At 59.8% G+C, this 22,929-nt stretch carries 17 protein-coding genes and 1 pseudogene; 12 read left to right on the top strand and 6 right to left on the bottom strand.

Going from position 1 to position 22,929, the window contains the following annotated elements:
• Window positions 1-12: 12 nt before the first annotated feature.
• The 6 genes from CBW50_RS13365 to CBW50_RS13340 all read left to right on the top strand — a co-directional run bounded on the left by CBW50_RS13365 (window position 13) and on the right by CBW50_RS13340 (window position 6,821).
• Window positions 13-1,032, top strand: a complete 1,020-nt coding sequence (locus CBW50_RS13365) for a YafY family protein (protein ID WP_086146022.1) — start codon at window positions 13-15, stop codon at window positions 1,030-1,032.
• Window positions 1,033-1,095: 63 nt separating this feature from the next.
• Entirely contained in the window at window positions 1,096-1,509 is a 414-nt protein-coding gene (locus CBW50_RS13360; RefSeq protein WP_086146021.1) for a hypothetical protein, read from the top strand.
• Window positions 1,510-1,785: 276 nt separating this feature from the next.
• On the top strand, window positions 1,786-2,592 hold the full coding sequence (locus CBW50_RS13355) for a TorF family putative porin (protein ID WP_086146020.1): 807 nt from the start codon (window positions 1,786-1,788) through the stop codon (window positions 2,590-2,592).
• A 57-nt stretch (window positions 2,593-2,649) separates the two neighbouring features.
• The gene (locus tag CBW50_RS13350) at window positions 2,650-4,725 is read left to right on the top strand and encodes a methyl-accepting chemotaxis protein (RefSeq protein ID WP_086146019.1); all 2,076 of its coding nucleotides are present in this window, start codon (window positions 2,650-2,652) and stop codon (window positions 4,723-4,725) included.
• Window positions 4,726-5,043: 318 nt separating this feature from the next.
• Window positions 5,044-5,661 carry a hypothetical protein gene (locus CBW50_RS13345; protein WP_139842502.1) on the top strand — a complete coding sequence of 206 codons (618 nt, stop codon included), beginning with the start codon at window positions 5,044-5,046 and terminating at the stop codon, window positions 5,659-5,661.
• Between the two features lie 122 nt (window positions 5,662-5,783).
• A complete protein-coding gene (locus CBW50_RS13340) occupies window positions 5,784-6,821 on the top strand; it encodes an acyl-CoA dehydrogenase (RefSeq protein ID WP_086146017.1) in 1,038 nt (345 codons plus the stop codon).
• 266 nt (window positions 6,822-7,087) lie between these two features.
• Here CBW50_RS13340 and CBW50_RS13335 read toward each other — a convergent pair whose 3' ends face one another.
• From CBW50_RS13335 to CBW50_RS13325, 4 genes and pseudogenes are all read right to left on the bottom strand, one after another.
• Window positions 7,088-9,100, bottom strand: coding sequence for a S9 family peptidase (locus CBW50_RS13335; RefSeq protein ID WP_086146016.1), 2,013 nt, complete (start codon window positions 9,098-9,100; stop codon window positions 7,088-7,090).
• Between the two features lie 234 nt (window positions 9,101-9,334).
• On the bottom strand, window positions 9,335-9,769 hold the full coding sequence (locus tag CBW50_RS13330) for a GNAT family N-acetyltransferase (protein ID WP_086146015.1): 435 nt from the start codon (window positions 9,767-9,769) through the stop codon (window positions 9,335-9,337).
• A 98-nt stretch (window positions 9,770-9,867) separates the two neighbouring features.
• Window positions 9,868-10,097: pseudogene (locus CBW50_RS29960) on the bottom strand (IS6 family transposase); the annotation flags it as partial.
• A gap of 125 nt (window positions 10,098-10,222) precedes the next feature.
• The gene (locus CBW50_RS13325) at window positions 10,223-11,659 is read right to left on the bottom strand and encodes an MFS transporter (protein WP_226935828.1); all 1,437 of its coding nucleotides are present in this window, start codon (window positions 11,657-11,659) and stop codon (window positions 10,223-10,225) included.
• A 74-nt stretch (window positions 11,660-11,733) separates the two neighbouring features.
• On the opposite strand from CBW50_RS13325, the gene CBW50_RS13320 reads away from it, so the two are divergent.
• From CBW50_RS13320 to trxB, 3 genes are all read left to right on the top strand, one after another.
• A complete protein-coding gene (locus tag CBW50_RS13320) occupies window positions 11,734-12,399 on the top strand; it encodes a metalloregulator ArsR/SmtB family transcription factor (protein WP_226935826.1) in 666 nt (221 codons plus the stop codon).
• Between the two features lie 1,111 nt (window positions 12,400-13,510).
• Window positions 13,511-13,828: a thioredoxin gene (gene trxA / locus CBW50_RS13315; RefSeq protein ID WP_086146013.1), complete on the top strand. Its 318-nt coding sequence runs from the start codon at window positions 13,511-13,513 to the stop codon at window positions 13,826-13,828.
• Between the two features lie 5 nt (window positions 13,829-13,833).
• On the top strand, window positions 13,834-14,856 hold the full coding sequence (gene trxB, locus CBW50_RS13310; protein WP_086146012.1) for a thioredoxin-disulfide reductase: 1,023 nt from the start codon (window positions 13,834-13,836) through the stop codon (window positions 14,854-14,856).
• 514 nt (window positions 14,857-15,370) lie between these two features.
• Here trxB and CBW50_RS13305 read toward each other — a convergent pair.
• Entirely contained in the window at window positions 15,371-15,946 is a 576-nt protein-coding gene (locus CBW50_RS13305; protein WP_253251937.1) for an AAA family ATPase, read from the bottom strand.
• Between the two features lie 510 nt (window positions 15,947-16,456).
• A complete protein-coding gene (locus tag CBW50_RS13300; RefSeq protein ID WP_086146010.1) occupies window positions 16,457-17,989 on the bottom strand; it encodes an efflux transporter outer membrane subunit in 1,533 nt (510 codons plus the stop codon).
• 239 nt (window positions 17,990-18,228) lie between these two features.
• On the opposite strand from CBW50_RS13300, the gene CBW50_RS28865 reads away from it, so the two are divergent.
• The 3 genes from CBW50_RS28865 (at window position 18,229) to CBW50_RS13290 (ending at window position 22,903) form a co-directional block, all read left to right on the top strand.
• Entirely contained in the window at window positions 18,229-18,615 is a 387-nt protein-coding gene (locus tag CBW50_RS28865) for a hypothetical protein (protein WP_367301826.1), read from the top strand.
• Between the two features lie 71 nt (window positions 18,616-18,686).
• Window positions 18,687-19,790, top strand: a complete 1,104-nt coding sequence (locus CBW50_RS13295) for an efflux RND transporter periplasmic adaptor subunit (RefSeq protein ID WP_172404758.1) — start codon at window positions 18,687-18,689, stop codon at window positions 19,788-19,790.
• A complete protein-coding gene (locus tag CBW50_RS13290; RefSeq protein ID WP_086146008.1) occupies window positions 19,787-22,903 on the top strand; it encodes an efflux RND transporter permease subunit in 3,117 nt (1,038 codons plus the stop codon). Before CBW50_RS13295 ends, CBW50_RS13290 begins: the two co-directional genes overlap by 4 nt.
• The last annotated feature ends 26 nt before the right edge of the window (window positions 22,904-22,929 follow it).

Here is a 22,929-nt window from a genome sequence, read left to right as displayed (position 1 = left end):
AACGGAAACACCATGTCCGAGCGCCCGCCACGCCCCTCCACCATCATGCGTCAATGGCAAATGCTGCGCCTGATACCGCAAGCGCCGCGCACCATCACGGTTGCCGAACTGCACGACAAGCTCAAGGCGATCGATTTTGCCATCGGCATCCGCACCATCCAGCGCGACTTGCTCGACCTGGCCGAGATATTCCCACTGACAAGCCCGCTCGACAGCAAACCGTTTGGCTGGTGCTGGATGGAAAACGCCGCGCGCATGGACATGCCGGGGCTGTCGACGCCCGCCGCGCTGACCCTGGCGCTGATGGAGCAGCAATTGCGCCACGCCCTGCCGCCATCGACCCTGGACAGCATGCAGCCCTATTTCAGCGCCGCGCGCCAGACCCTGAACGCCACCAACGAGCGCGCCCACGCGCCCGCCTGGCTGGACAAGATACGCACCATCGCCCCCATGCAGCGGCTGCTGGCCCCCGTCATCGACGAGGCGTGCCAGCGCAATGTGTACGAGGCGCTGCTGCAGGACCGCCAGCTGAAGCTGCGCTACAAGAAACGCGACGCCGACGCCGCCGTCAGCTACGACGCCGTCCATCCGCTGGCCATCGTGCAGCGCGGCCAGCTGATCTACCTGGTGTGCCTGTTCGCCGAGTACAGCGACGTGCGCACGCTGGTGCTGCATCGCGTGCAGCAGGCGGATATCCTCTACTTGCCTGCGCGCAAAAAAGAAGGCTTCGACATCGACGCCTACATCGCCTCCGGCGCCATGGGCATCCGCGAAGGCGAACCGCTGCGGCTCGAAGCCGTGTTTGCGCGGCGCAGCGGCGAACATCTGTATGAAACGCCGCTGAGCGCCGACCAGCAATTGCGCGAGCGCCCCGACGGCGCATTGCACCTGACCGCCACCGTACCCAGCACGCGCGAACTGCAATGGTGGCTGCTGGGCCTGGGCGATGGCGTGGAAGTGCTGGCGCCGGCCACCTTGCGCGAACAGATGAAGAACACCATCGCCAGCATGGCCAGCCGCTACGCGGCCTGACGGCGGACCACGGCGCCGGCGAAAACTGCTACCATCGCGCGCCGCCAATGATTCCATCCCGCCATGACCGTCCTCGTCCACACCCATCCGCTGGTGATCCAGCTGGAAAACGACTTGCTGCCCCTGTTCCGCGCCGCCCTGCCGCAGCTTGCCGCCGGCGCGCCGCAGCTGCTCGCTTCCGTCTTCGCGTTTTCCAGCGGCACGACCAGCGCCTTCCAGGATTATCATTTCGGCATTTCCTGCCTGCTCGGGGACGTGCCGGACGACCAGCCCGAGGAAGTGGCCCTGCTGGTCAGCGTATCGGGACTCGACAGCAGCGCGCAATTGTGCGCCCAGGTGCTGTGGGGACAGCCGTCCGGCTTCGTCGAGGCGCAGGCGGACTTGCCGGCCGCCGGCATGCAAGCCTTGTCCGGCGCCCTGCCCGGGCTGCTGGCCGCCTTGCGGACGGCGGCGCAGCGGGGCCGGCCCGCCGCATGACAGGCGCTTGAAAAAGTGCCAGGAAACAACAACTTATGATTTCCGCAGTGCAACATTATTGACTTGCACTAGTCATACGCCCTATCCTTTCGGTTACGTTTGGTGGGAATGCGTGCATGTTGAAATGACGCTGCATGGTGCTTGTCCGCGACCGTGCATGCCTGCATCGCCAGCCGAGCGCCAACAAGTCCTTTCCGCATCTTTGCCGCATTTATTGCAACCATCAGGGCAGCGCGCCTGGACGGCCGCCGCCAGCAAACTACGGAGCCGACTGCCATGCCTTGCCTGATCCAGAAACCCGCCTTTTCCCTCATTTGCTGCGCCTGCACGCTGCTGGCCGTGCTGCCGGCACACGCGCAGACGGCGGGCGCCGGCGACGCCCCCGCCGCGGCGAGCCTGAGCGCCAATGTAACGCTCGCTACGCAATACATCTCGCGCGGGTTCCGCCAGACCTGGGGCAAGCCCGCGCTGCAGGCGGGCTTGGACTATGCGCACCCCAGCGGCTGGTCGCTGGGCACCTGGGCTTCCACCGTCAGCGACCGCTACATCCAGGACGCCACCGTCGAATGGGATCTGTACGGCGGCTACGGCGGCACGGCGGGCGAACTGGGCTACAGCGTGCTCGCGTATTACTACAAGTACCCGGGCGCCGTCTACCGCGCCACGGGCGTCAAGTACGACTATGGCGAGCTGTCGCTGGGCCTCAGCTACAAGATGCTGTACGCCAAGTACAACCGCACGGTCACGCGCGACTTCTTTGGCATCACCAATGCGCGCGGCACCGGCTACCTGGACGTGGGCGCGAACGTCGACCTGGGCCATGCCTGGACCCTGAACCTGCACGCCGGCAATGGCCGCGTGGCGGGCAGCGGCAACGCCATGTGGAACTGGCGCGACGCCAGGGCCGGCGTCACCAGGGCGCTTGAAGGCGGCTGGAGCGTCAGCGCCGCCGTCACGCGCGCCTGGGGTGCCACCGACGCCTACGACCATTACACCCTGGGCATTCCCGATGCGGCCGGCCGGTTCGACACCTCGAACCCGGCCGCGGCCACCTTCGTGCTGGCCATCAGCAAGACTTTCTAGGCGCGCTACCCGCGACGCCCGCGACACCAATACCCCTCCCCACCAAGGAACAGCATCATGCAACTCTCACTGAACAGTAAAATCTGCGTCGCCGCCACCGCGCTGGCCATCCTCAGCCTGGGCGTCACGGCGGCCGTCATCGGCTACAAGAGCAGCGCCAGCGCCGAGGCGGCCGCCCTGGAACTGGCGCGCACGTCGGCGCGCGAAGTGGCCGGCGCGCTGCAGGCGCGCATCGCCAGCAACCTGTCCAGCGTGTCGGGCCTGGCCGGCGCCATGCGCGGCACCAAAAGCGCCGGCCTGCCGCTGCAGCGCGAGCAGATCAATGAACTGACCAAGGCCACCCTGACCAGCTCGGAAGACTTGCTGGGCGCTGCCGTGACGTGGGAAGCGAACGCGCTCGACGGCAAGGACGCGGATTTCGCCAACCAGAAGCCGAATTACGACGCCAGCGGCCGCTTCATGCCCTACTGGACGCGGGGCGCCGGCGGCAAGCTGCAGGTCGAACCCATCGTCTTTGACCCGAAACCTGGCGCCAACGACTGGTATGACGTGCCCAAGCGCACAGGTAAAACTTTCTTTACGGAACCTTACATCTACCCCGTCGATGGCAAGGATGTGCTAATGGCCTCGCTTGTCGCGCCCATCATGATCGACGGCCACTTCAAGGGCACGGCCAGCGCCGACTTCATGCTCACGCGCCTGGCGAAGATCCTGGCCGGCCTGAAGGTGATCGAGGGCGGCAAGCTGGCCCTGATCTCGAACGGCGGCCTGTATGCCAGCCATCCCGCGCCCGAACGGCTGGGCAAGAAGGCCGACGACATCCCGGCCGCCGGCCTGGACAAGGTGCGCCAGGGACAACCGTATGAATACGAGGATGGACAAGGCTATATCCACTTGCTGCAGCCGCTGCAGATCCACCCGGATATCGCGCCATGGAGCGTGGAGCTGAACTTCCCGAAAAGCGTGGCCACCGCCTCGGCACGCGACCTGATGACCTACACCCTGATCGTCGCCCTGCTGTGCGCGGCGGCCACGGCCGGCATTCTGATACTCGTCGTCAACCAGCTGACGCGCCCGCTGCGCACGCTGGGCCGCACCATGACAGACCTGTCCAGCGGCGACGCCGACCTGCGCGTCAAGCTGGAAGTCCAGGGCACGGACGAGCTGGCCGTCATCGGCAAGGGTTTCAACGCCTTCGTGGAAAAGATCCACGCCGTGCTGCTGCAAGTGCAAGCCAGCGCCGACAACGTGGCGCGCGCCAGCGCGGAAATTGCCCAAGGCAATAACGACCTGTCGGCCCGCACGGAACAGCAAGCCAGTTCGCTGGAAGAAACGGCCGCCTCGGTGGAAGAACTGACGGGCACGGTGAAGGAAAACGCCGACCATGCGCGCCAGGCCAATCAACTGGCCGCTTCCGCATCGAGTGTGGCACAGAAGAGCGGCGAAGTGGTCGGCAGGGTGATAGAGACCATGACCTCGATCAATGACTCGTCCAATAAAATCGTCGACATCATCAGCGTCATCGATGGCATCGCCTTCCAGACCAATATCCTGGCCCTGAACGCGGCCGTGGAAGCGGCACGCGCCGGTGAACAGGGGCGTGGCTTCGCCGTCGTCGCCACGGAAGTGCGCAACCTGGCGCAACGCTCGGCCGCTGCCGCCAAGGAAATCAAGCAGCTGATCGACGATTCCGTCGGCAAGGTGGCGGCCGGCAGCAAGCTCGTCGATGAAGCGGGCGCCACCATGGAACAGGTGGTCGACAGCGTGCGCAAGGTGACCGCCATCATGGCCGACATCAGCGTCGCCACCAACGAGCAAAGCGACGGCATCGCCCAGGTCAACCAGGCGCTGGCGCAGATGGATGGCGTGACGCAGCAAAACGCGGCCCTCGTCGAGGAAGCGGCGGCGGCCGCCGAAAGCCTGCAAGACCAGGCCAGCCACCTGGCCGACGTGGTCAGCGTGTTCAAGCTGGGCGAGCAGGTGCGCCAGGCGGTACCGACGGCCGTGGCGACGCCGCGCGCCGTGACGCCAGAGGCACCCGTGCCCGCCCGGCGCCTGAGCGTTGCCAAGCCGCAAGCGGCACGCCACGCGCCGGCCAAGGCAGCGGCAGGAGATGACTGGGAAGAGTTTTAAGCTTGCCTGCGCGGGCGGCAGCCGGCGCCCTTCTCGGGTGCCGGCAATCTCCCCATCGGCGCCATTTCGCAAAATGACGGCGCCTGTATGCGCGCGACGCACGATGTCAAACAATACAGCAGCCATTGCGCCGCGTATTCGGCGCAATGCACGCCAGTTGCGCCTCCTCCTTCAGTCCGTCAAACCATTTCAGCGCATTGCCGCGATATGATCCAAATCAAGCTCGCGATAGATTCGGTGAGAATTTCCCTGCATTAATACTTCTATAATCAGGCCGCGTTTACGGCACGCACCGCTGCCGGATGAAAAGGACCCTGAATGAAAAAATTAATGGCAGTATTGGCCGGCTCGGCCGCGGCACTCCTGAGCGGCTGTGGCGGCGGCGGCGGTACGACACAGCAGCTTGCCGGCGATTCCGGCAGCACCTCGCCACTGGCCGCCTACATCGGCACCTGGCAGTCGGCTTGCGACAATCACGACCGTCAAAAGCTCGTCATCGCATTCAAGAGCGACGGCAGCGGTTCGCTGGAACTGACGCCGACCGGCGAGACCTACTTCAAGGCCGATTGCTCCGGTCCCGTGGTGGCGACGGATGGCATGAGCGCGAAGATCACGGGCAAGCCGGACGGTACGGCCGACATGCTGATCAAACTGGCGGAAAACGCCGCGGCAACGAGCTTGCGCGTCGACAAGATCACCTCGTCAGTCCCGGCCTATACCTTCCAGCGCAGCGGCGCCACCGTGAAATATGTGCTGCGGGACGGCAAGCAGCAATGGTGCGTCGACGTGGACAATGGCGAATCGTGCATGTGGGACGAAGGCATGCAAGCCGCACAAAGCATCCCCGGCGGCCTGTCCTTGCGCGGCAACGAACTGTACACGGTGATGCTGGACAAGGGCGCATACGTCCTGGACATGCATTACGTGAAAAAATAAGCGCTGCGGGGCATCATCGTCCAGCACGGTGATGCTYTTGTGCCCGCCGATACGGCTATGTGCAAAATCGAACAGACATTACCAAAATAGAAAGATAAGCTCTTGAAAAACAGGAGCTAGCCATGCCGTCCACTACCATCGCCTCCCACCAGGATTTCAGCCACGCCGCCTTGAACGCCCTGCTGCGTCCGCAGGACGGCGAGCTTGCGCCCATCGACGGCCTGCGGCGCCTGCGCGACGCGGGCCTGGACCAGCTCCCGCTGCCCGGCCATGGCGCCACCCTGCAACGCTGGCAAGCCCTTGCCGCCGTGGCCGCCATCGACCTTTCCCTGCTCAAGCTGTATGAAGGCCATGCCGATGCGCTGGCCATCCTGGCCGAGATCGACGGCCCCGGCGCGCCGGCCGGCAGCAGCTGGGGCGTCTGGTGCGCGGAAATGCCGGGCGCGCGCGTCCGCTTGCAGCAGGCGGCCGATGGCCGTTATGTGCTCGACGGGCGCAAGGCCTGGTGTTCCGGCGCGAGTGGCCTCAGCCATGCCTTGCTCAGCTGCTGGAATGAAGAGGGCCAGGCCTGCCTCGCTTCGGTGGCACTGGCGCAGCCCGGCGTGCACGTCACGGACGAAGGCTGGCAAGCCGTCGGCATGCACGCCTGCGCCAGCGTCGACGTGACCTTTTCGGCCGCGCGCGCCTTTCCCGTGGGCGCGCCGGGCGCCTACCTGGGCCGCCCCGGCTTCTGGCACGGCGCGGCCGGCATCGCGGCCGCCTGGTATGGCGCCGCCTGCGCCATCGCCAGCCACCTGCATGCGCGCGCGCAGCATGCCGCACCCGACGCCGTGCGCCTGGCCCAGCTGGGCCAGATCGACTGCGCGCTGCACGCCGTGGGCGCCCTGCTGCGCGAAGGGGCCGCCGACATCGACCGCCACCCGCAACGCGACGCCATGGGACTGGCCCTGCGCCTGCGCCTGGCAACGGAAGACGCGGCGACCCTGGTGCTGCACCTGGCCACGCGGGCGCTGGGCGCCGGCCCGCTGTGCAGCGACGCCCGCTTCGCCCGCCTGGTGGCCGACCTGCCCGTGTTCCTGCGCCAGAGCCATGCGGAGCGCGATCAGGCAACGCTGGGAGGCATCGTCGCCGGCGCGGAAGATCACCCGTGGACACTCTGACAGCTGGCAAACGCGCCTGACAGAACGGCTGTGGCAGCAATGCCTCTTGGCCGCCAAGGGAAAATTATCAAAAGGCAATCCTAATGGCGCGTGCGGCATCCCCCCGCAATACCGGCGCCGGCGGCAGACGCGCCGCCTCCAGAATGCGTGGCGCGCCGCCGTCGCGAGAGCGGCCGCACATTAACCCATTGCAATTAAATTAATGTCGAGTTGACATTTTTTAACGGCCGGAAGCCCCGCGCAGGCGACTCGCCAGCCGTGGGTGCTTAGCGCATCGCCTCCTGCAGTCCCGGCGCAAACTCGGCGCCATGCTTGACTTGCGCGGTGGACGCCTTGAGCGTGGCGCCCATCGGCTCGGCGCGGCCAGCCAGGCACTGGCCCAGGAAGTTTTCCGTCACCGCATTGAAAGCGATGTTGTTCACGGGCCGGGCAAAGCCATGGCCCTCATCGGGAAACAGCACATAGGTGACAGGGATATTCTTCGCCGCCATGGCCGCCACGATCTGGTCCGATTCAGCCACGTTGACGCGCGGATCATTCGCGCCCTGGCCGATCAGCAGCGGGCGCTGGATGTTCTGCGCAAAGTTCAGCGGCGAGCGCTCCTTGAGCAGCGCCCTGCCCTCTTCCGTGGTCGGGTCGCCCATGCGCTTGTAGAACTGCTGCTTGCCTGCTTCCCAGTACGGCGGGATGGTTTGCAGCAAGGTAAACAGGTTCGACGGGCCGACGATGTCGACGCCGCAGGCAAACGTGGTCGGCGTAAACGCCATGCCGGCCAGGGTGGCGTAGCCGCCGTACGAGCCGCCCATGATGGCCACCTTGTCGGCAGTGGTCACGCCGCTCTTGACGGCCCATTGCACGGCGTCAAGCAGGTCGTCATGCATCTTGCGGCCCCACTGCAGGTCGCCGGCCGAGATGAACTGCTTGCCGAAGCCCGTCGAGCCACGATAATTCACCGACAGCACGGCATAGCCGCGGTTGGCCAGCCACTGGTGATAGCTGTTGTAGCCGTAGGTGTCGCGCGCCCACGGGCCGCCATGCACCAGCAGCACCATCGGCACCGCCTGCGTGGCCTTGCCGCCGGCGCCCGCCTTCGACGCCTGCGGCAGGCTCAGGTAAGACACCAGGGTCAGGCCGTCGCGCGCCTTGATTTCCTGCGGATACATGGGCACCAGCGGCGCGCCTTCCAGCTCGGGCCGCGTCACGTACAGCTGCGTCAGTTTTTTGCTCTTGCGCTCATACAGCCAGCTCGACGGCGGCGCCGTGACGGTGTCGACGCCCACCAGCCACTTGTCGTCGGCATCCGTGCGCGACGTTACATTGAACTGGCCCTTGGTATTCTTCTTCAGGAAAGCCAGGTCGGCCTTCAGGTCGTCCGTCAGCGGCAAATATTCCTGCTGCAGATAATTGACCGTATAGGCTTGCACGCGGCCCGTGCGCGTGTCGTACAGCGCATCGGCGATATCGGCGTGCGGGTCTTGCGCCACCACCGCGGTCTTGCCGCTGGCCACGTCCTGCGCCAGTAGCGCCGAGGTATTGCGGCCGCGCGAATCGGTCCAGTACAAGGTCTTGCCGTCGGCGGTGAAGGCCAGCGGCGACGTCGTCTGCGAGTCTTCCAGGCCCACCTCGGCCAGCGGCGCGCTGTCGACCTTGCCGTCCGTCATGCGGAAATACGTGAAGCCGCCATCGGCGCGCGCCTTGCTGGCGATGCGCAAGTTGAGCAATTCGTCGGCCACGTAGCCGCCATAACCGTCATTTTGCTGCACCAGCGTCAGCTTGCCGCTGGCCAGGTCCAGGCTGTACACGTCATGCCAGCGCGCATCGCGGTTATTGATGCCGACGAGGATGCGGTCCTTCACCTTGCTGCTGATCTGGACGATCCGCACGCGGGTTTTCTCGAACGGCGTGTAATTGGTCTGCTTGCCGCTTGCCACATTCACGCCGTAGAGCAGGAAATTCTCGTCGCCGCCCTTGTCCTGGATGAACAGCACGGTTGTCGAATCGGGCGACCAGAAGCTGCCGCGGAGGGGCCGCAGCTTCTCTTCCGTCAGCGGCCGCGCCTGCGCCAGGTCGCCAGCCGGCGCCACCCACACATTGAGCACGCCGTCGCGCGGCGCGATCCACGACAGCCACTTGCCATCCGGACTGAGCTTGCCGCCGGACTTGCTGGGATTACCGAACAGCTTGGCACGCTCGATCAGCGGCGCCTCCTTGGCAGGAGCTTGGGCGTGCGCCGGCAGTGTGCCGGCAAACAACAGGACGGGCAGGACATAGCGAATCATGGACACCTCATGGTTGATAAATGAAGGGAAACATCACACGTGCATGTGCCAGCCCATCATAGGCCAAAGCCGGGTTGCCAGGTTGACTACAGCGATGGAAGACGAAAATCGGGGGACAGGATGGTGGAAAGAAGGGATGGAATGCACGACGAATCCTTGCCCCCAAGAAAAGCCAGGTGACAGCTTGTAGCCAGCGGCCGAAGAGGCCGAGGGTTGTCCCTTGCCGCGCCAGGCTCAGGTAACCTGAAGCTCGAAGCGATGCATCTCGTCGTCGACGCCGCGATATATCCACGTAAGTTCCGTGAAGAAAGCGCGTGCGGCCGCGTTCTCTTGATCGACAAAGGCGACCCAACCCGCAGCCGGCGGATGGCAGTTCCAGCGAACGAGCGCAGCAACTGCCCGGCGCCCGAGGCCGGTCCCGCGCGACACCGGCGATACAGCAATATCCGTTATCCCGTGGAGACCGCCAGCTTCCGGACTCCAGGCACAGCCGATCAAGACGACGGGCAGGCTGTCCTCGACGCCAACAAGCTGGACGCCGTTCTCGGCGTGCAGGGCATGATCGAGCCACGCCTCGTCGAGCGGCCCCAGCGCCTTGTTGAGCTGCTCATCCTCGAACCAGCTCTGGATCCATGACCAATCTTCCGGAACGATTCTTCTCAGCTGCATAGATGTTCCTTGATCGGCTGTATAGCAAAAATTAGATTCAGTTGACGAGATCTCGTGTTCTCCGATGTCACGCAGTCTGCTCCCCCTAGGTCCTGGACGAGCAACTCGATGGCTTCCGTCAGCGCTCCTAGTCCGATGCCAAAAGCTCGTTTGACGATGCGGGCTACCCTACGGACCTCGCCCGTTAGATTGATAATTCCCGCCTGTCACTTGCGTAAAGCGCACATGGCCTCGCAACCCTTGGTCGTTGCGTAGGTCGTTTTCAACGTTTTAAACCTCGCACCGGCATAATCAGCAGTTTCAGCTTACCGAGATCGGCGTCAACGATACTCGGGAGCAATCCCAATCCCCAGATTTTTCCGTCACGGATTGCTCAGAATGATGAGCGACTGCTCATGATTCGCTCGGCAAGGATTTGCACGGTTACTGCCTGGATCTTGCCACAATAAAGCGTCATCGTTTAACGCGTGTCGATAACAGGACGGCAAGCGCAGATGCGATAGAAAACGAGGCGAACAACGCTAGGGCGGCCCCTTGGGCACCTGCCACTCCACCTGGGTTGGCCAACCCGGCGCCATTGACAATGACGCCCGCGAGTGCAGCGGAAAGTGCCGTTGCATAGAGCTGAACAGTCGTGATTGACGCGGATGCCAGTGTTTCTTCACCAGCAGCGGCAACCGCGAAGACGCGCGTGAGCAGGTGCGGCCAGCTCAATCCGATCCCAAAGCCAACACACGTGAGAGCAATGCAATAAACCACAATACTGGCTTCCTTGTTCTGCCATGTCGAAATCGGTATCGTTGCCGCTAGGATGGTCAGTGCTACTGTAACTATGACGGGGCTGATCCTGATCAGCCGATACGCCCGAGTGTCATCGCTAGTCGCACTGTAGAGCGAAGCCAGAGTCCACCCTCCCGCCATAGCCGCTGTCATGTAACCAGCGACAAGTGGCGTCAGACCATGGATCACCTGTAGAAAGTAGGGAACAAAAATCTCGGTCGTCAGGCCTGCCACCAGCAAACTCATGATTGCATAGATCACGCCAAGTTGGCTTGACAAGGAATAGGCACCTGAAGGCAACAACTTGTTGCAGCTTCGACTGTCTATTCGAGCAATCAGAGCGGCAATGATCAGTCCGATAATGATACCTCCCACATTCCAAGCGAGGCTTTGCGATAGGCTGGCGATCGAAATTGCCAAGACCGATAGCACCAGCAATGTAATGGAGGCAATCGGCAGGCGCCCTGTGGCCGTATCCTGAGCTTCCTTGCCGCGAAATTGGGTTGCCACGATAAGGGCCAGCAGGAGTGCTGCGGGCAGCATTACCCAGAAGGCCAACCTCCAATGACCGTTCTGGGCAAAAACTCCCCCAATAGCCGGACCACCAAGCGTCGCTACGCCCCACATGCCTGATACCAGCGCCATTGCCCTAGGCCACAGGTGCGAATCGAACACCACCCGGATTAAGGCATAACTGAGAGCGAACAGTACGCCGCCGCTCACCCCCTGCACCGTACGGGCTGCCAGCATGACGGGCATCGTTGGTGCCAAGGCGCAGCCCACGGCGCCAAGCGAGAACACAGCCAAGGCAAGCAGATAGGTCTGGCGGGGCCCCATTGTGGCGATAAGTCGGGTAGAAACAGCCGATCCTACAATTGACGCCACGACAAACAATGTAGTGTTCCAAGCGTAGTAAGCCAGGCCGCCGATTTCTTGGATAACCGTCGGCAAGATCGTTGTAACGATATAGATGTTTACTGCGTGCAGTGCCACTCCGCCGGCCAGCGCGATAGAGCGTAAGCCATTACGCCCGTGGAACAACTCACGCCACGAGGCCTGAGGGGCAGCTGCTGTCGAGGTCATGTCCGATTCCTTCGAAGGTTTCTTCATTGCATCATTCCATTAGATGATGGAATGATAGATGGATGATATTGTGAGGTCAATAGAGAACTGAGACTGCAGCCATGAATATGATTGAGACCCCATCCAAGACCCTCAACGAACTGGCCGACATCGCCAAAACGCTGGGGCATGCACATCGTCTTGCCTTGCTGGAAGCCATTTTTCAGCGAGAAAGCTCGGTGGAGCGCCTGACGAAACTCTCAGGGCTTTCCATCACCAATACTTCCCAGCATTTGCAGCAACTCCGGCGCGCAGGCTTTGTCCAAACCCGCCGTGACGGCAAGCATGTCCTGTATCGGATTGGCACCGGGCCAGTTGCCAATATGCTTGCCGCCTTGCACGACTATCTCGATTTCCAGCAAGCAGAGATTCAGCGTGTGGTATCGAGCGATATTCACTACTCGGAGCACCTGGAAGGTGTCTCTGTCGAAGAGTTGATCACCAGACTGGAAGAAGGAGTTCTGCTGTTGGATGTCCGCTCGGAGGAGGACTACGCGAAAGGACACATTCCCGGTGCAATCAATATCCCAACCGAGGCTCTAGAACAGCACTTTGTCGAACTGCCGCGCGACCAGGACATTCTTGCTTACTGTGGTGGACGTTATTGCGTACTTTCTATTCAAGCGGTTTCGCTGCTAAGGACGAAGGGATTCAAGGCGCAACGCCTTGAAGATGGTTTTCCTGGATGGCAGGCTGCGGGCCTGCGTATCGATGCGATGCGACGCTGACCACGACTGGCAGGAGCATCACCAGAGGATCGAGAATTCGGTCGGCCAATGGTCATTGTCTACCCATCCAGAAACCCCGCTCAGAGCAAGGGCAGCAGGGTTTGGTCTTTGAGGGCCGTGTGCGACCAAATCCCATTGCAATCCATACGCCAAGCCGCTACGACGGCCTGAGTCTCCAGACTGGCGAACGTTAAGACATTAATCGCACAGCGATCCGTTGTGCATTTCGCTGAAGCAGTTGTCCATCGGCTTGCCCGGTCGGCTGAAATCGATCTTGGTAAGATGGTGGTAGGCCCATAGATCCTGCATTTTCCCCGACAATTCGTTGCTGTTGTCGACAAACAAGTATTTCGGTGCCGTGCGCTCGGCAACGATACCAGTAAACCGTCACGATATTCTCACCGCGCAGACGATCGCCCCCTCACGCTTTAGCGCCCCCTCCCCTTTTTTAACGACGTCCTGCAAGATCGCCATTCCCTGGCTCAGCCCAGCCGCCATTTTCTTCAGCCGAACGTTCTCTTCGTGCAGAAGCTTGAGCTCCCGCAAGCCTTCGGATCACATACCGCCGTACTGCTTCTTCAGCGATAAAAGTCTACATGGTGCCGCAGTAGCACCGACTACGGGCATTAGCAGTGCCGGCAACAGCGATGGCATGGCTTGCGCACTTGCTGCCAAGATCACGAATTCATCGATGGCACGGCTGGCCGCTTACTGCATTGACATTAACATTGCACGTGACTATCATTCAATCATTCCATTGAATGTAGTTTTTGGATGTTGAAACCAAAAATGTATCTACTCTGAGTCACCAGCTCATTCTTTCTGAGCAACAGTAAAACTAATGACTTACCCCTTTATGGCCGCAACTCCATGGCCAAGAAGGTCAAAGAAAGAAAGAAAGACTAAACAGATTCTTATCAAGAAGCAGCCTAGGGCCTCGCGTTTCCTTGACCATAAATGCGCATCCCCATTGCATTCAAGTGCCGGGCCCTGCCCCGGCTGCCTGGATGATGTTTGAACGTAGGCAGGGAAACGACTGATTGTGTGGTCCGCATCTTTGTTAAGGACAACACATTCTGACATCAATCAATTTTAAGAAAGTAGACGCGTGATGATCAGTTCATTAAATAACAACAATTTCGACCTTGCGGTGACCCACGTTCCTGGCCTGCATGTCGTTCGCTTTTGGGCCGAATGGTGTGGACCATGTCGCGTGATGGCGCCTGTATATGATGAAGTGGCACAGGAGCTGCGGGACGACGCCCATTTTGCTGAAGTCAATATCGACAATGCTGACAGGTTGGCAAATAAGTTCCGCGTGCAAAGCGTTCCAGCAATTTTGCTGTTCAGAGATGGAAAGGTTGTCGATCATATGGTTGGTACCATTGGCAAGCGACACGTTATCGAATTTATTAAGCATAATTTATAACGAATATGGCCACCCACCACGAACTCATCATCCTGGGCTCCGGACCGGCCGGATGGACTGCAGCCGTTTATGCTGCCCGTGCAAACTTGAAACCGATGGTCATCACAGGCTTTGAGCAGGGTGGCCAATTGATGACGACTGCTGAAGTAGACAACTGGCCTGGCGACAGTCAAGGCCTGCTAGGCCCTGATCTGATGGCACGCATGCAGGCACATGCCGAACGATTTGATACAAAAGTGGTTTTTGACCAAATTCACCATGCTGAGCTGTCAATGCGCCCGTTTAAACTCAACGGCAATAACGCAGAGTACACCTGCGATGCCTTGATTATCGCAACGGGTGCCACTGCAAAATACATGGGCCTTGAGTCAGAACAGAAGTACAAGGGGCGCGGTGTTTCCGCTTGTGCAACCTGTGACGGATTCTTCTATAAGGAGCAAGATGTCGTGGTGGTGGGCGGTGGAAATACTGCAGTTGTGGATGTGCTTTATCTGTCCAATATCGCCCGAAAAATCTATTTGGTCCACCGGCGCGGCAGTTTGCGTGCAGAGAAAATTATGCAAGATAAACTATTTGCCTTGGTCGACGCCGGAAAAGTGGAATTGCTCTGGAATCACACCATCGCGGAGGTTCTGGGCGACGCTTTCAGTGTCTCAGGCGTACGAGTGAATTCGATATTGGACAACAGTTCACGCGATATTTCCGTGAAGGGACTTTTTGTCGCAATTGGCCACCAACCGAACACACAATTGTTCGATGGCCAGTTGTCGATGAATAGTGGTTATCTTGAGATTCAATCTGGATTGAAGGGCAATACTACCCAAACTTCGTCCAAAGGCATTTTTGCGGCTGGCGATGTTGCTGATCAGCATTATCGTCAAGCTATTACTTCGGCAGCGTCAGGATGCATGGCAGCTCTCGATGCTGAGCGCTACTTGACTCAACCATATGCGGCTAAAATTGAATCTTCTGAATGCCGCTGGCCACCGCATGTACCGAAAGGTTGGGACGGCCCCATGAGCGGCTGACGATTTTCGACGCGCAAGACATTGAGGCGCCGTTTCAAAGTGGGCATGGAAAGGCAAGCCGAACTCTGGAAGCCAGCGGCGGCTCAATAACGCGTTGCCATGGGCCGCACCCGGATAGGGCATGTGCGCGCCGGACTGGCGCGACTAGGCGCAAAATCCGGTGCTGCGTCGGCCTGCCGTATGCCACGCTACAGCACCATTGGAGCCCCCTGCAATCGCAACGTCCAGTTTCCTCGGGGGCGGTCAGAACAGAGACATAGCGATGCTTACGATCTGTCCGGGCAAAAAAGATGGCAACTGCGGTCCCGAAAATCGCCGAGATCAACATGCCCCTGAGGCTACAGGGAGTCGTTTCAGGCGCTGCGCTCGCTGTCAGCGCTGCAACCTCTGGTTATGCGAAGTTCTTTATTGTTACGTCTTGACTTACTCAGCCATAACAGAAACAGCATTTTTGCTCGCCCCCTCCGAGAGTTGCTGCTGCAGCATCGCTCAGGGATTTCAGTAGCATGAGAGGTCACCAAGCTGCCAAGGCCTGCAGCACGAAATCAGCACGTTCACGAATACAGATCCTTGGCAACAACGCAACCTCGTATCCCAATGATGGGTAGGCGCGCTCAAGCCTATCAAATTCTTCCAGTGCCGCGTCGATATTATGTCGGCGCTCAGCATCTTTGACATAAATGTCAGGCCAGGGAGGCGCTAAAAATACGCAAGGATGATAACGATGGCTTTCTCCAAGCTGTGCGAGCAGCAGCGAACCCTCTAGCGCCTGTAATGCAGCGGCCGCATCGATGATGCTTCGGTCGAAGAACACCCACCGCCCTTCCGCGCACTGGGCAGCTGCATAGTCAATTAATGCCATTTCGACAACCCTGTGCAGGAATGCCGACATATCAAGCCACGGCAAGGCCCGCCCTCCGGTACGCATCTCCTCCTGCACAATACGCCTTCCGGGCTCTTTGATCACGGTATGCCCCCGCCGCTGGAGTTCGGACAGCAATGTGGATTTACCTGCACCTGAACAACCTGTAATAACGACACAACGGCTCATTGAAGATGAATACTTATTGACATTCGATTTGGGGACCATGAGGGTACTTAAAATAGAAGATTGGAGTGCGGAAGCCTGGCATTGGCATTGATGCTTGGAATGTCGAATGCTGACCACTAAGATGACGACACATGCCATAGGCCTTGCGTCTATTTTGCGGGTTTGTCTGCATATTGCGCTTTGCCCGAACGTTAGCGTCCGGCTGGCGAGGTGCCCCGCCGTGACCGCTAGCGTAACGCCGGACTGTATCGCCGCTACAGACAGTGTGTCATATCCGACGATAGCGCCGATGATAGTCAGTGCCGGCCCCTTGGCACGTGTTCGCCTTTTTTGTGCGTTTCGATTCCTGGCCTTGGCAGCTTAGAGGATTTATTCGTAACAGCAGCCGAAATCGCCTCAGGCGCAGCGTTGGCGGACGCAATTTGCATTGTCCACGCAACGCTTTCAGCCATTCTGCATGCGCTGCTTCCATTCTTGCAGTGGCCACGCTCAATTCTGCTTGCGCGCAGACTGTCATCAATATCAACATCACGGACAAGGTAAGCGCCTTCATGATGCGTCGGGAGCCCGGGTCCTCGCACGCGTGTCCATGCGATGAGCAGGATCGAGGCTTGCCCCTCCCACTGCCTTGTGCAGCGCCACCACTGCAAGTGCCCGCTGTTCCGTCAATTCAGCACTGCTCATTTGCGCTTGCCGCAAGGCGATAGTGGCATCGAGCAGCTCAGTCATGTTCACAACACCACGTTCATACAGTAATTGGGCGTTTGCTTTGGAGCGCTGGGCCGCCTCAAGACGCCTGGCATCCTGCACCGCGCGGCGACGGCCAGTTTCGATCGCGGTAAGTGCATTTTCAGTTTCTTCGATGCCTTCGAGTACGGCCTCTTGGTAGCCGGCAATTGCTTCCGCCAAGGCCGCTTCACGCGCATTGACGACGCCGCGACGCGCGCCCCAGTCCAGCAACGGTATGTTGACCGACATGGCCAAACTGGCATTGGTGGAACGCCCTGGAAGCGGCGTACCGATCCAGTTACTACTTGCAAGAAGATCTCCTACCAAGGTCAGACGTGGATACATATCTGCCACGGCAATACCCAGCTCTGCACCAGCCTGCGTCACCGCATGCTCTGCCCGCTGAATTTCAGGACGGACTCTAACGACATCTGCCGGCAACAATCTGAGCGTGAGCCTCTCCGCCATGGGCTGTGGCATCACATCAGGCAAGCGCTCATCGCTTGCGGCTTGCCCCGTCAGTATGGCAATGCGTTGCGCCGCTTGCCGAACAAACTGCTCAAGCAATTGCAGTTGCGCCATCATCTCAGCAGCGCCGGCGACCAGCCGATCGTTCTCGAAATCGCTTGCAATGCCCGACTTCTGCCGTTCCAGCACCATAGCCACCATATGCTCTTGGTCGTGCGCATTCTCCGTAAGCAAGACGTGCCGACGCTGGGCACCGCGCAGTTCAATATACGTGCGCACAACCTCTGCAACGACGGAGACCCTTGCAATACGTGCATCCGCCAAGGCGACACCCGCGGCGCTGCGGGCGGCCTCCCCACTGGCAGCAACACGGCCAAACAGATCCATTTCCCATGCTGCATCAAAACCCATCTGGTAGTAGCCACTGGCACGCGGCTCCGCGCGAAGCAAGGATATATTATCGGCCGAGTTGGTATTCCCGCCTCTCTGCTCACCGGCTTCAGCACCAAGATTGCCGTTACCGGACAGTCGCTGTTCGCGGCGGGCAGTGACGCCCGCATTGATCTGCGGGCGGCCTTGCGCAAGCGCGGGCAGTAGCAATGCGCGGGCGGCTTGCAAGCGATATAAAGATTGTTTTATTGATAAATTTTGTGCCAAGGTTTGTGCCACCAATGTATCGAGCACGGGATCGTTGAAGGCAGCCCACCAGGTCGCCGGATCGGTCCCAGGGGCATTTTCAACGCTGCCTCGACGGGTCCAATCCCCCTGTACGGGCATGCTCTTGTCAGGCAATGGGCCAAGCGACACGCAGCCAGCGAGCAGGCAGGCACTGAGCAAGCATGCCAACGTCGTTCGTCCAAGCTGAAAGTTCAGTTTTTTCTTCATTCCAAGTCCCTTGATTGATTTTGATTGACATGCATTTCAGTTGCATCAATAATAGATCGAGTAATCAGTCTAATAAAGATTCAGCATTGATGCAATTCAAAAATGAGATATTTGACGAAAAAAATGATTCCTAAAAACATAAATCCGAACGCTGTCGGCCCCGTGAGACAGCATTTTTTTACTTTGCCCATAGCGGCTGCCATACCAGTTCCAGGTCTGCCATTTGCGAGAACGCCGGCATGAGCGAGGGCAAGTTTTTTCATTACCTTCCAAGCAAGCCGGCCATGCTCGAAGCGATCGTTCATAAAGGCGGACGTAAGGCGGCACAACGCTTTACGCGACTGGTGCATGAACCCGATGTGATCGTATCGTCAACACTCTGGCGGCTTGAAAAAAGGCTATCCCCTATTGGCAGTACGCCTCAGATAGCCCCAGAACTGAGTCTTGGATCAGTCGCCAATTGCTTCCTTTCGCTCATCAATGGAGCAATCGGCCGTGCCGCGTTGGATCCTGTATTTCATTCGAGCGCCCATGCTCCGGCAGTAATGCAGATGATCCGCCGCTTTCTACTCATTCATTTTTCCCATCTTCCTCACATCGGTTGTTTGCAACCGCGAAGCCTATGAATCGCTCATCGAATACCGGGGTCACGCGCACGCGTGGCCAACGCTACCGCCTTATCGCAGGCATTGGCACAATGCTCGCCTTGCTGACTGTCTGGGCACTCTGGCCAGCACAATCGAGCGCACCGTCCAGCACACCGCCCATCCAGGTAGGCGTTGTCGTCGCCAGTCCAGCGGAATGGATACAAACCACCCGCATCAGCGGCACGCTGGTGGCGCGTGATGAGATCGCCATCGGAACTGCCCTTCAGGACCAACGTGTCGTCCGTGTGCTGGTGGAGATGGGGGACACGGTTCGGCAAGGTCAATTGCTGGCCGAATTGGAAAGTACGGGGCTCATGGCCCAGGTAAGTCAGGCTGAGGCCGCACTTTCCAGCGCGCGCGCCACCTTACGTGAGAGGCGTGCCACGCATCGCGAAGCCCAAGCCAGTTTTCAACGCATCGAACCGCTGGGCATTGGTACGGTCAGTGCACAGCAAGTCGACGAACGCCGAGCACAGGCAGAATCTGCTTTGGCCAGCCTGCAGGTGGCACGCGCTGATATCGATCAAGCGCTTGCGCGCCTGGCCGAAAGCCGTAGCCAATTGGGTAAGACAAGGGTGCATGCACCGGCGGACGGACTGATCGTCGAACGTGGTGCCCGTGCCGGAGCGCTCGCAAGCGGCGAACCCTTGTTCCGCTTGGTTCGCTCCGGACAGCTCGAACTCGAAGCCGAGATCGCCGAAGGTGACCTCGCGCGCGTGCGCCAAGGAACAGCTGCACACGTTAGCGTTGCCGGTCAGCCTGGGCCTATCGCCGGCCACGTGCGTCTAGTCACCCCCAGGATCGATCCCCAGTCCAGGCTTGGCAAAATTCGGATTGTCCTGGCCGATCCACACAGTGAGCTACGCACCGGCGCGTTTGCGCTAGCGCAACTGGAACTGGGCAGAAAATCCCTGGCGGTAGCCTTGCCTTCCCGCTCGGTAACCATCACTGACAAGGGGCAGGCATCAGTAATGCTGGTGCATGACGACGGCAAGGTAATACGTCGTCAGGTGACGGTCGCCATGTGCGGCACGGACCTGATGGAGATCAGGTCCGGCCTCAAAACCGGTGAACGTGTGGTGGCCACCGCCTCGGCCTTCCTGCGCGATGGCGATGTCGTGAGCATTGTGGACAAGAAGGATGACATTCTGTGAATCTTCAGCTTTCTTCCTGGGCTATCCGCCGCCCCATACCGACCATGCTGCTGTTCTTGCTTCTGGCAATTGCGGGTTGGAGCGCCTTTGTCGGTCTGCCGATCAATTCCAATCCACGCGTCGATTTCCCTGTCGTCACCGTGGCGATTACCCAGCCGGGCGCAGCTCCAAGCGAACTGGAGAACGCCGTCACACGCCGTGTCGAAGGTGCCATTGCCGGCATGGCCGGGATTCGGCACGTTACGTCCACTTTGAGCGAAGGGGTCTCACTGACGACCGTCGAGTTCCAACTGGGTATTGATCCCGATCGGGCGACCAACGACGTGCGCGATGCGGTGTCCAATGTACGTGCGGACTTGCCACAGAACATACTGGAGCCACTCATCTCGCGGGTCGATGTTGAAGGTGGCGCCATTCTTTACTATGCCATCAGCTCGACGTCGCGGGCACCGCAGGAATTGTCCTGGTTCGTTGATGACACGGTGAGCCGCTCGTTACTGGCAACACCTGGCGTACAGAAAGTGCAGCGCCTCGGCGGTGTCAATCGGGAGGTCCGCGTTGAACTCAAGCCAGACCGGCTTGAAGCTCTCGGCATCACCGCAGACCAGGTCAATGCGCAGATTGTCCAGTCAAACATTGATGTGCCCGGTGGCCATACCATCTTAAAAGGCCAGGAACTGGCTATACGCTCCCTGGGCAGTGCGGCAAGCGTTGCTGAACTCGCGGCACGCCCCATCGCCTTGACGGATGGCCGCTGGAGCGTGCTGTCTGACCTGGCCAGCGTGACTGACGGTAGTGGGGAAGCACGTGAACGGGCGCGGCTGAATGGCAGCGAAGTTGTCGGATTTTCGGTATTTCGCAGCAAAGGCGCCAGCGACACCGTGGTTGCATCGGGGGTGGAATCAGCCATTGCCAAGTTGCAAAAAACCTATGGCGATGTGCAGATTCAGCAAATCATCTCCCTCGTGGACTATACCCGCGCCAGCTATAAGATGTCGATGATGACCCTGGTCGAAGGGGCAGCGCTGACAGTACTGGTCGTCTTTTTCTTCCTGCGCAACTGGCGGGCGACGCTGGTGGCCGCTATTGCGCTGCCGCTGTCCATCTTGCCGACTTTTGCCGTGATGGCTCAGTTAAACTACACTCTCAACAGCATGACCTTGCTGGCCCTGACGTTGGTAATCGGCATCCTCGTCGATGACGCCATTGTTGAGATCGAAAATATTGAGCGCCACTTGCACATGGGCAAGCGACCGTTTCAGGCGGCCATTGACGCCTCGGATGCCATCGGTTTTGCAGTCGTTGCCATTACGGCCACCATCGTCGCAGTATTCCTTCCGGTTAGTTTCATTGGCGGCTACGTAGGCAAGTACTTCACCCAATTTGGCATCACGGTGTCCGTTGCCGTACTGGCCTCGCTGCTGGTGGCGCGCCTGGCAACGCCGTTGCTGGCAGCATATCTGCTGCAGCCAAGTTCGTCCTTCAAGCCCGGGACTGACGCGCAGGTCAGGCCCGGTAGTTTGATGGGACGCTATCTGGCAATTCTGGAATGGGCATTGACGCATCGCGGTCTGGCGCTCGTTTCCGCTGGTGCTTTCCTGGCCGCCTCACTGCTGATGATACCCTTGTTGCCTACGGGCTTCATGCCTGTCAGTGATCAAAGCCTGGCGCAGATCAGTATCGCGCTTCCCCCGGGGTCGCAGTTGAAGCAAACCGACGCAAGGCTGCAGGCCATCACCAAAGAGGTGCGCAAGCACAAGGAAGTCGCTGCCGTGTTTGCCACAGCTGGCGGTCAGGATGGCACCAGTGCGGGGACCCTGCTGGTCCGGCTGACGCCGGCAAACAAGCGCGATATCAGCCAAAAAGCGTTTGAGCACACCTTGCGACAGACACTGAGCCAATTCCCGGACATGCGTTTTTCTTTCAAAGCAGAAGGCGATTCGCGGGATGTATCCATCATCCTGCTTGGCGCCGACCCCGAAAAATTGTCGCAAACGGCCCATGCGTTGCAAAAGCAAATGAAGGGCGTGCCAGGAATTAGCAATGTACAGGTCAATGAGCCCCTGCTTCGTCCGGAGCTGTTGATCCGGCCGCGGCCGATCGAAGCAGCGCGCGCGGGGGCATTGCCGCAGAGCATAGGTACCGTCATGCGCATTGCCACGGTAGGAGAGATCGATGCGAGTTCCGCGCGTTTCAACTTTGCGGATCGTCAAGTGCCTATCCGCGTCGCGCTGAGTACAAAAACGCGTAGCGAGCTGGAAACACTACGCCAGCTGCGCGTACCTACCATCGATGGCCAGAGTATTCCTTTGCACTCGGTGGCCGATGTGAACTTTGGCGCGGGACCTGCGCGCATTGATCGATTCGACCGCCTGCGCCGCATCTCCGTCGATGCCGACTTGGTTGCGGGCACCACACTGGGCACCGCGCAGGACCGTATCGGCCTGCTGCCCGTCGCGCTCAGTCTGCCTCCAGGCATTACGCGCGCAGAGTACGGTGATACGGAATACATGAATGAGATGTTCACGAAATTCGGCTTGGCCATGGGCTTTGGCGTGTTGATGGTGTACGCGGTACTGGTACTGTTGTTCAAGGACTTCCTACAGCCGATTACCATCTTGACCGCTCTGCCACTCTCGATCGGCGGCGCTCTGGGTGGTCTTCTTCTCTACGGGGCTGCGCTGGACCTGCCCGCTGTCATTGGCATTCTAATGCTCATGGGCATTGTGACCAAAAACTCTATCCTCATTGTCGAGTTCGCCACCGAAAAGCGACGCGAAGGGATGATACGGTTCCAGGCATTGATGCAGTCTGGCGCTGAGCGGGCGCGCCCCATCGTCATGACCACGATCGCCATGGCAGCAGGCATGGTGCCGGCCTTGCTCAGTAGCGGCGCCGACGCAAGCTTCCGTGCCCCCATGGCGGTGGCGGTAATCGGCGGCTTGATGACCTCAACCTTACTGAGTCTCGTTTTTGTTCCCGTGATCTTCACCTATATGGATGACTTGAGGCTATGGCTCGCTCCAAAACTGGCACGTCTGACATCGGTGACTGACCAAGATCGCAAGGACGCCGACGAGCATCACCTTCCAGGGAACGAGGTTACGCAGTAAAGCGGCCGCGCGCGAAGCCCCACTCA

It is taken from the genome of Janthinobacterium sp. GW458P (assembly GCF_002127585.1).
In the GTDB taxonomy this organism is placed as follows: Bacteria; Pseudomonadota; Gammaproteobacteria; order Burkholderiales; family Burkholderiaceae_D; genus Janthinobacterium.
The sequence above is the reverse complement of the archived record's forward strand: the minus strand, read 5'-3'. Positions and strand labels throughout refer to the sequence as shown.

Excerpts from the sequence above, each read along its gene's own strand:
- CBW50_RS13365 (WP_086146022.1), top strand. The coding sequence starts at position 13 with ATGTCCGAGCGCCCGCCACGCCCCTCCACCATCATGCGTCAATGGCAA.
- CBW50_RS13360 (WP_086146021.1), top strand. The coding sequence starts at position 1,096 with ATGACCGTCCTCGTCCACACCCATCCGCTGGTGATCCAGCTGGAAAAC.
- CBW50_RS13355 (WP_086146020.1), top strand. The coding sequence starts at position 1,786 with ATGCCTTGCCTGATCCAGAAACCCGCCTTTTCCCTCATTTGCTGCGCC.
- CBW50_RS13350 (WP_086146019.1), top strand. The coding sequence starts at position 2,650 with ATGCAACTCTCACTGAACAGTAAAATCTGCGTCGCCGCCACCGCGCTG.
- CBW50_RS13345 (WP_139842502.1), top strand. The coding sequence starts at position 5,044 with ATGAAAAAATTAATGGCAGTATTGGCCGGCTCGGCCGCGGCACTCCTG.
- CBW50_RS13340 (WP_086146017.1), top strand. The coding sequence starts at position 5,784 with ATGCCGTCCACTACCATCGCCTCCCACCAGGATTTCAGCCACGCCGCC.
- CBW50_RS13335 (WP_086146016.1), bottom strand. The coding sequence starts at position 9,100 with ATGATTCGCTATGTCCTGCCCGTCCTGTTGTTTGCCGGCACACTGCCG.
- CBW50_RS13330 (WP_086146015.1), bottom strand. The coding sequence starts at position 9,769 with ATGCAGCTGAGAAGAATCGTTCCGGAAGATTGGTCATGGATCCAGAGC.
- CBW50_RS13325 (WP_226935828.1), bottom strand. The coding sequence starts at position 11,659 with ATGAAGAAACCTTCGAAGGAATCGGACATGACCTCGACAGCAGCTGCC.
- CBW50_RS13320 (WP_226935826.1), top strand. The coding sequence starts at position 11,734 with ATGAATATGATTGAGACCCCATCCAAGACCCTCAACGAACTGGCCGAC.
- trxA (WP_086146013.1), top strand. The coding sequence starts at position 13,511 with ATGATCAGTTCATTAAATAACAACAATTTCGACCTTGCGGTGACCCAC.
- trxB (WP_086146012.1), top strand. The coding sequence starts at position 13,834 with ATGGCCACCCACCACGAACTCATCATCCTGGGCTCCGGACCGGCCGGA.
- CBW50_RS13305 (WP_253251937.1), bottom strand. The coding sequence starts at position 15,946 with ATGGTCCCCAAATCGAATGTCAATAAGTATTCATCTTCAATGAGCCGT.
- CBW50_RS13300 (WP_086146010.1), bottom strand. The coding sequence starts at position 17,989 with ATGAAGAAAAAACTGAACTTTCAGCTTGGACGAACGACGTTGGCATGC.
- CBW50_RS28865 (WP_367301826.1), top strand. The coding sequence starts at position 18,229 with ATGAGCGAGGGCAAGTTTTTTCATTACCTTCCAAGCAAGCCGGCCATG.
- CBW50_RS13295 (WP_172404758.1), top strand. The coding sequence starts at position 18,687 with ATGCTCGCCTTGCTGACTGTCTGGGCACTCTGGCCAGCACAATCGAGC.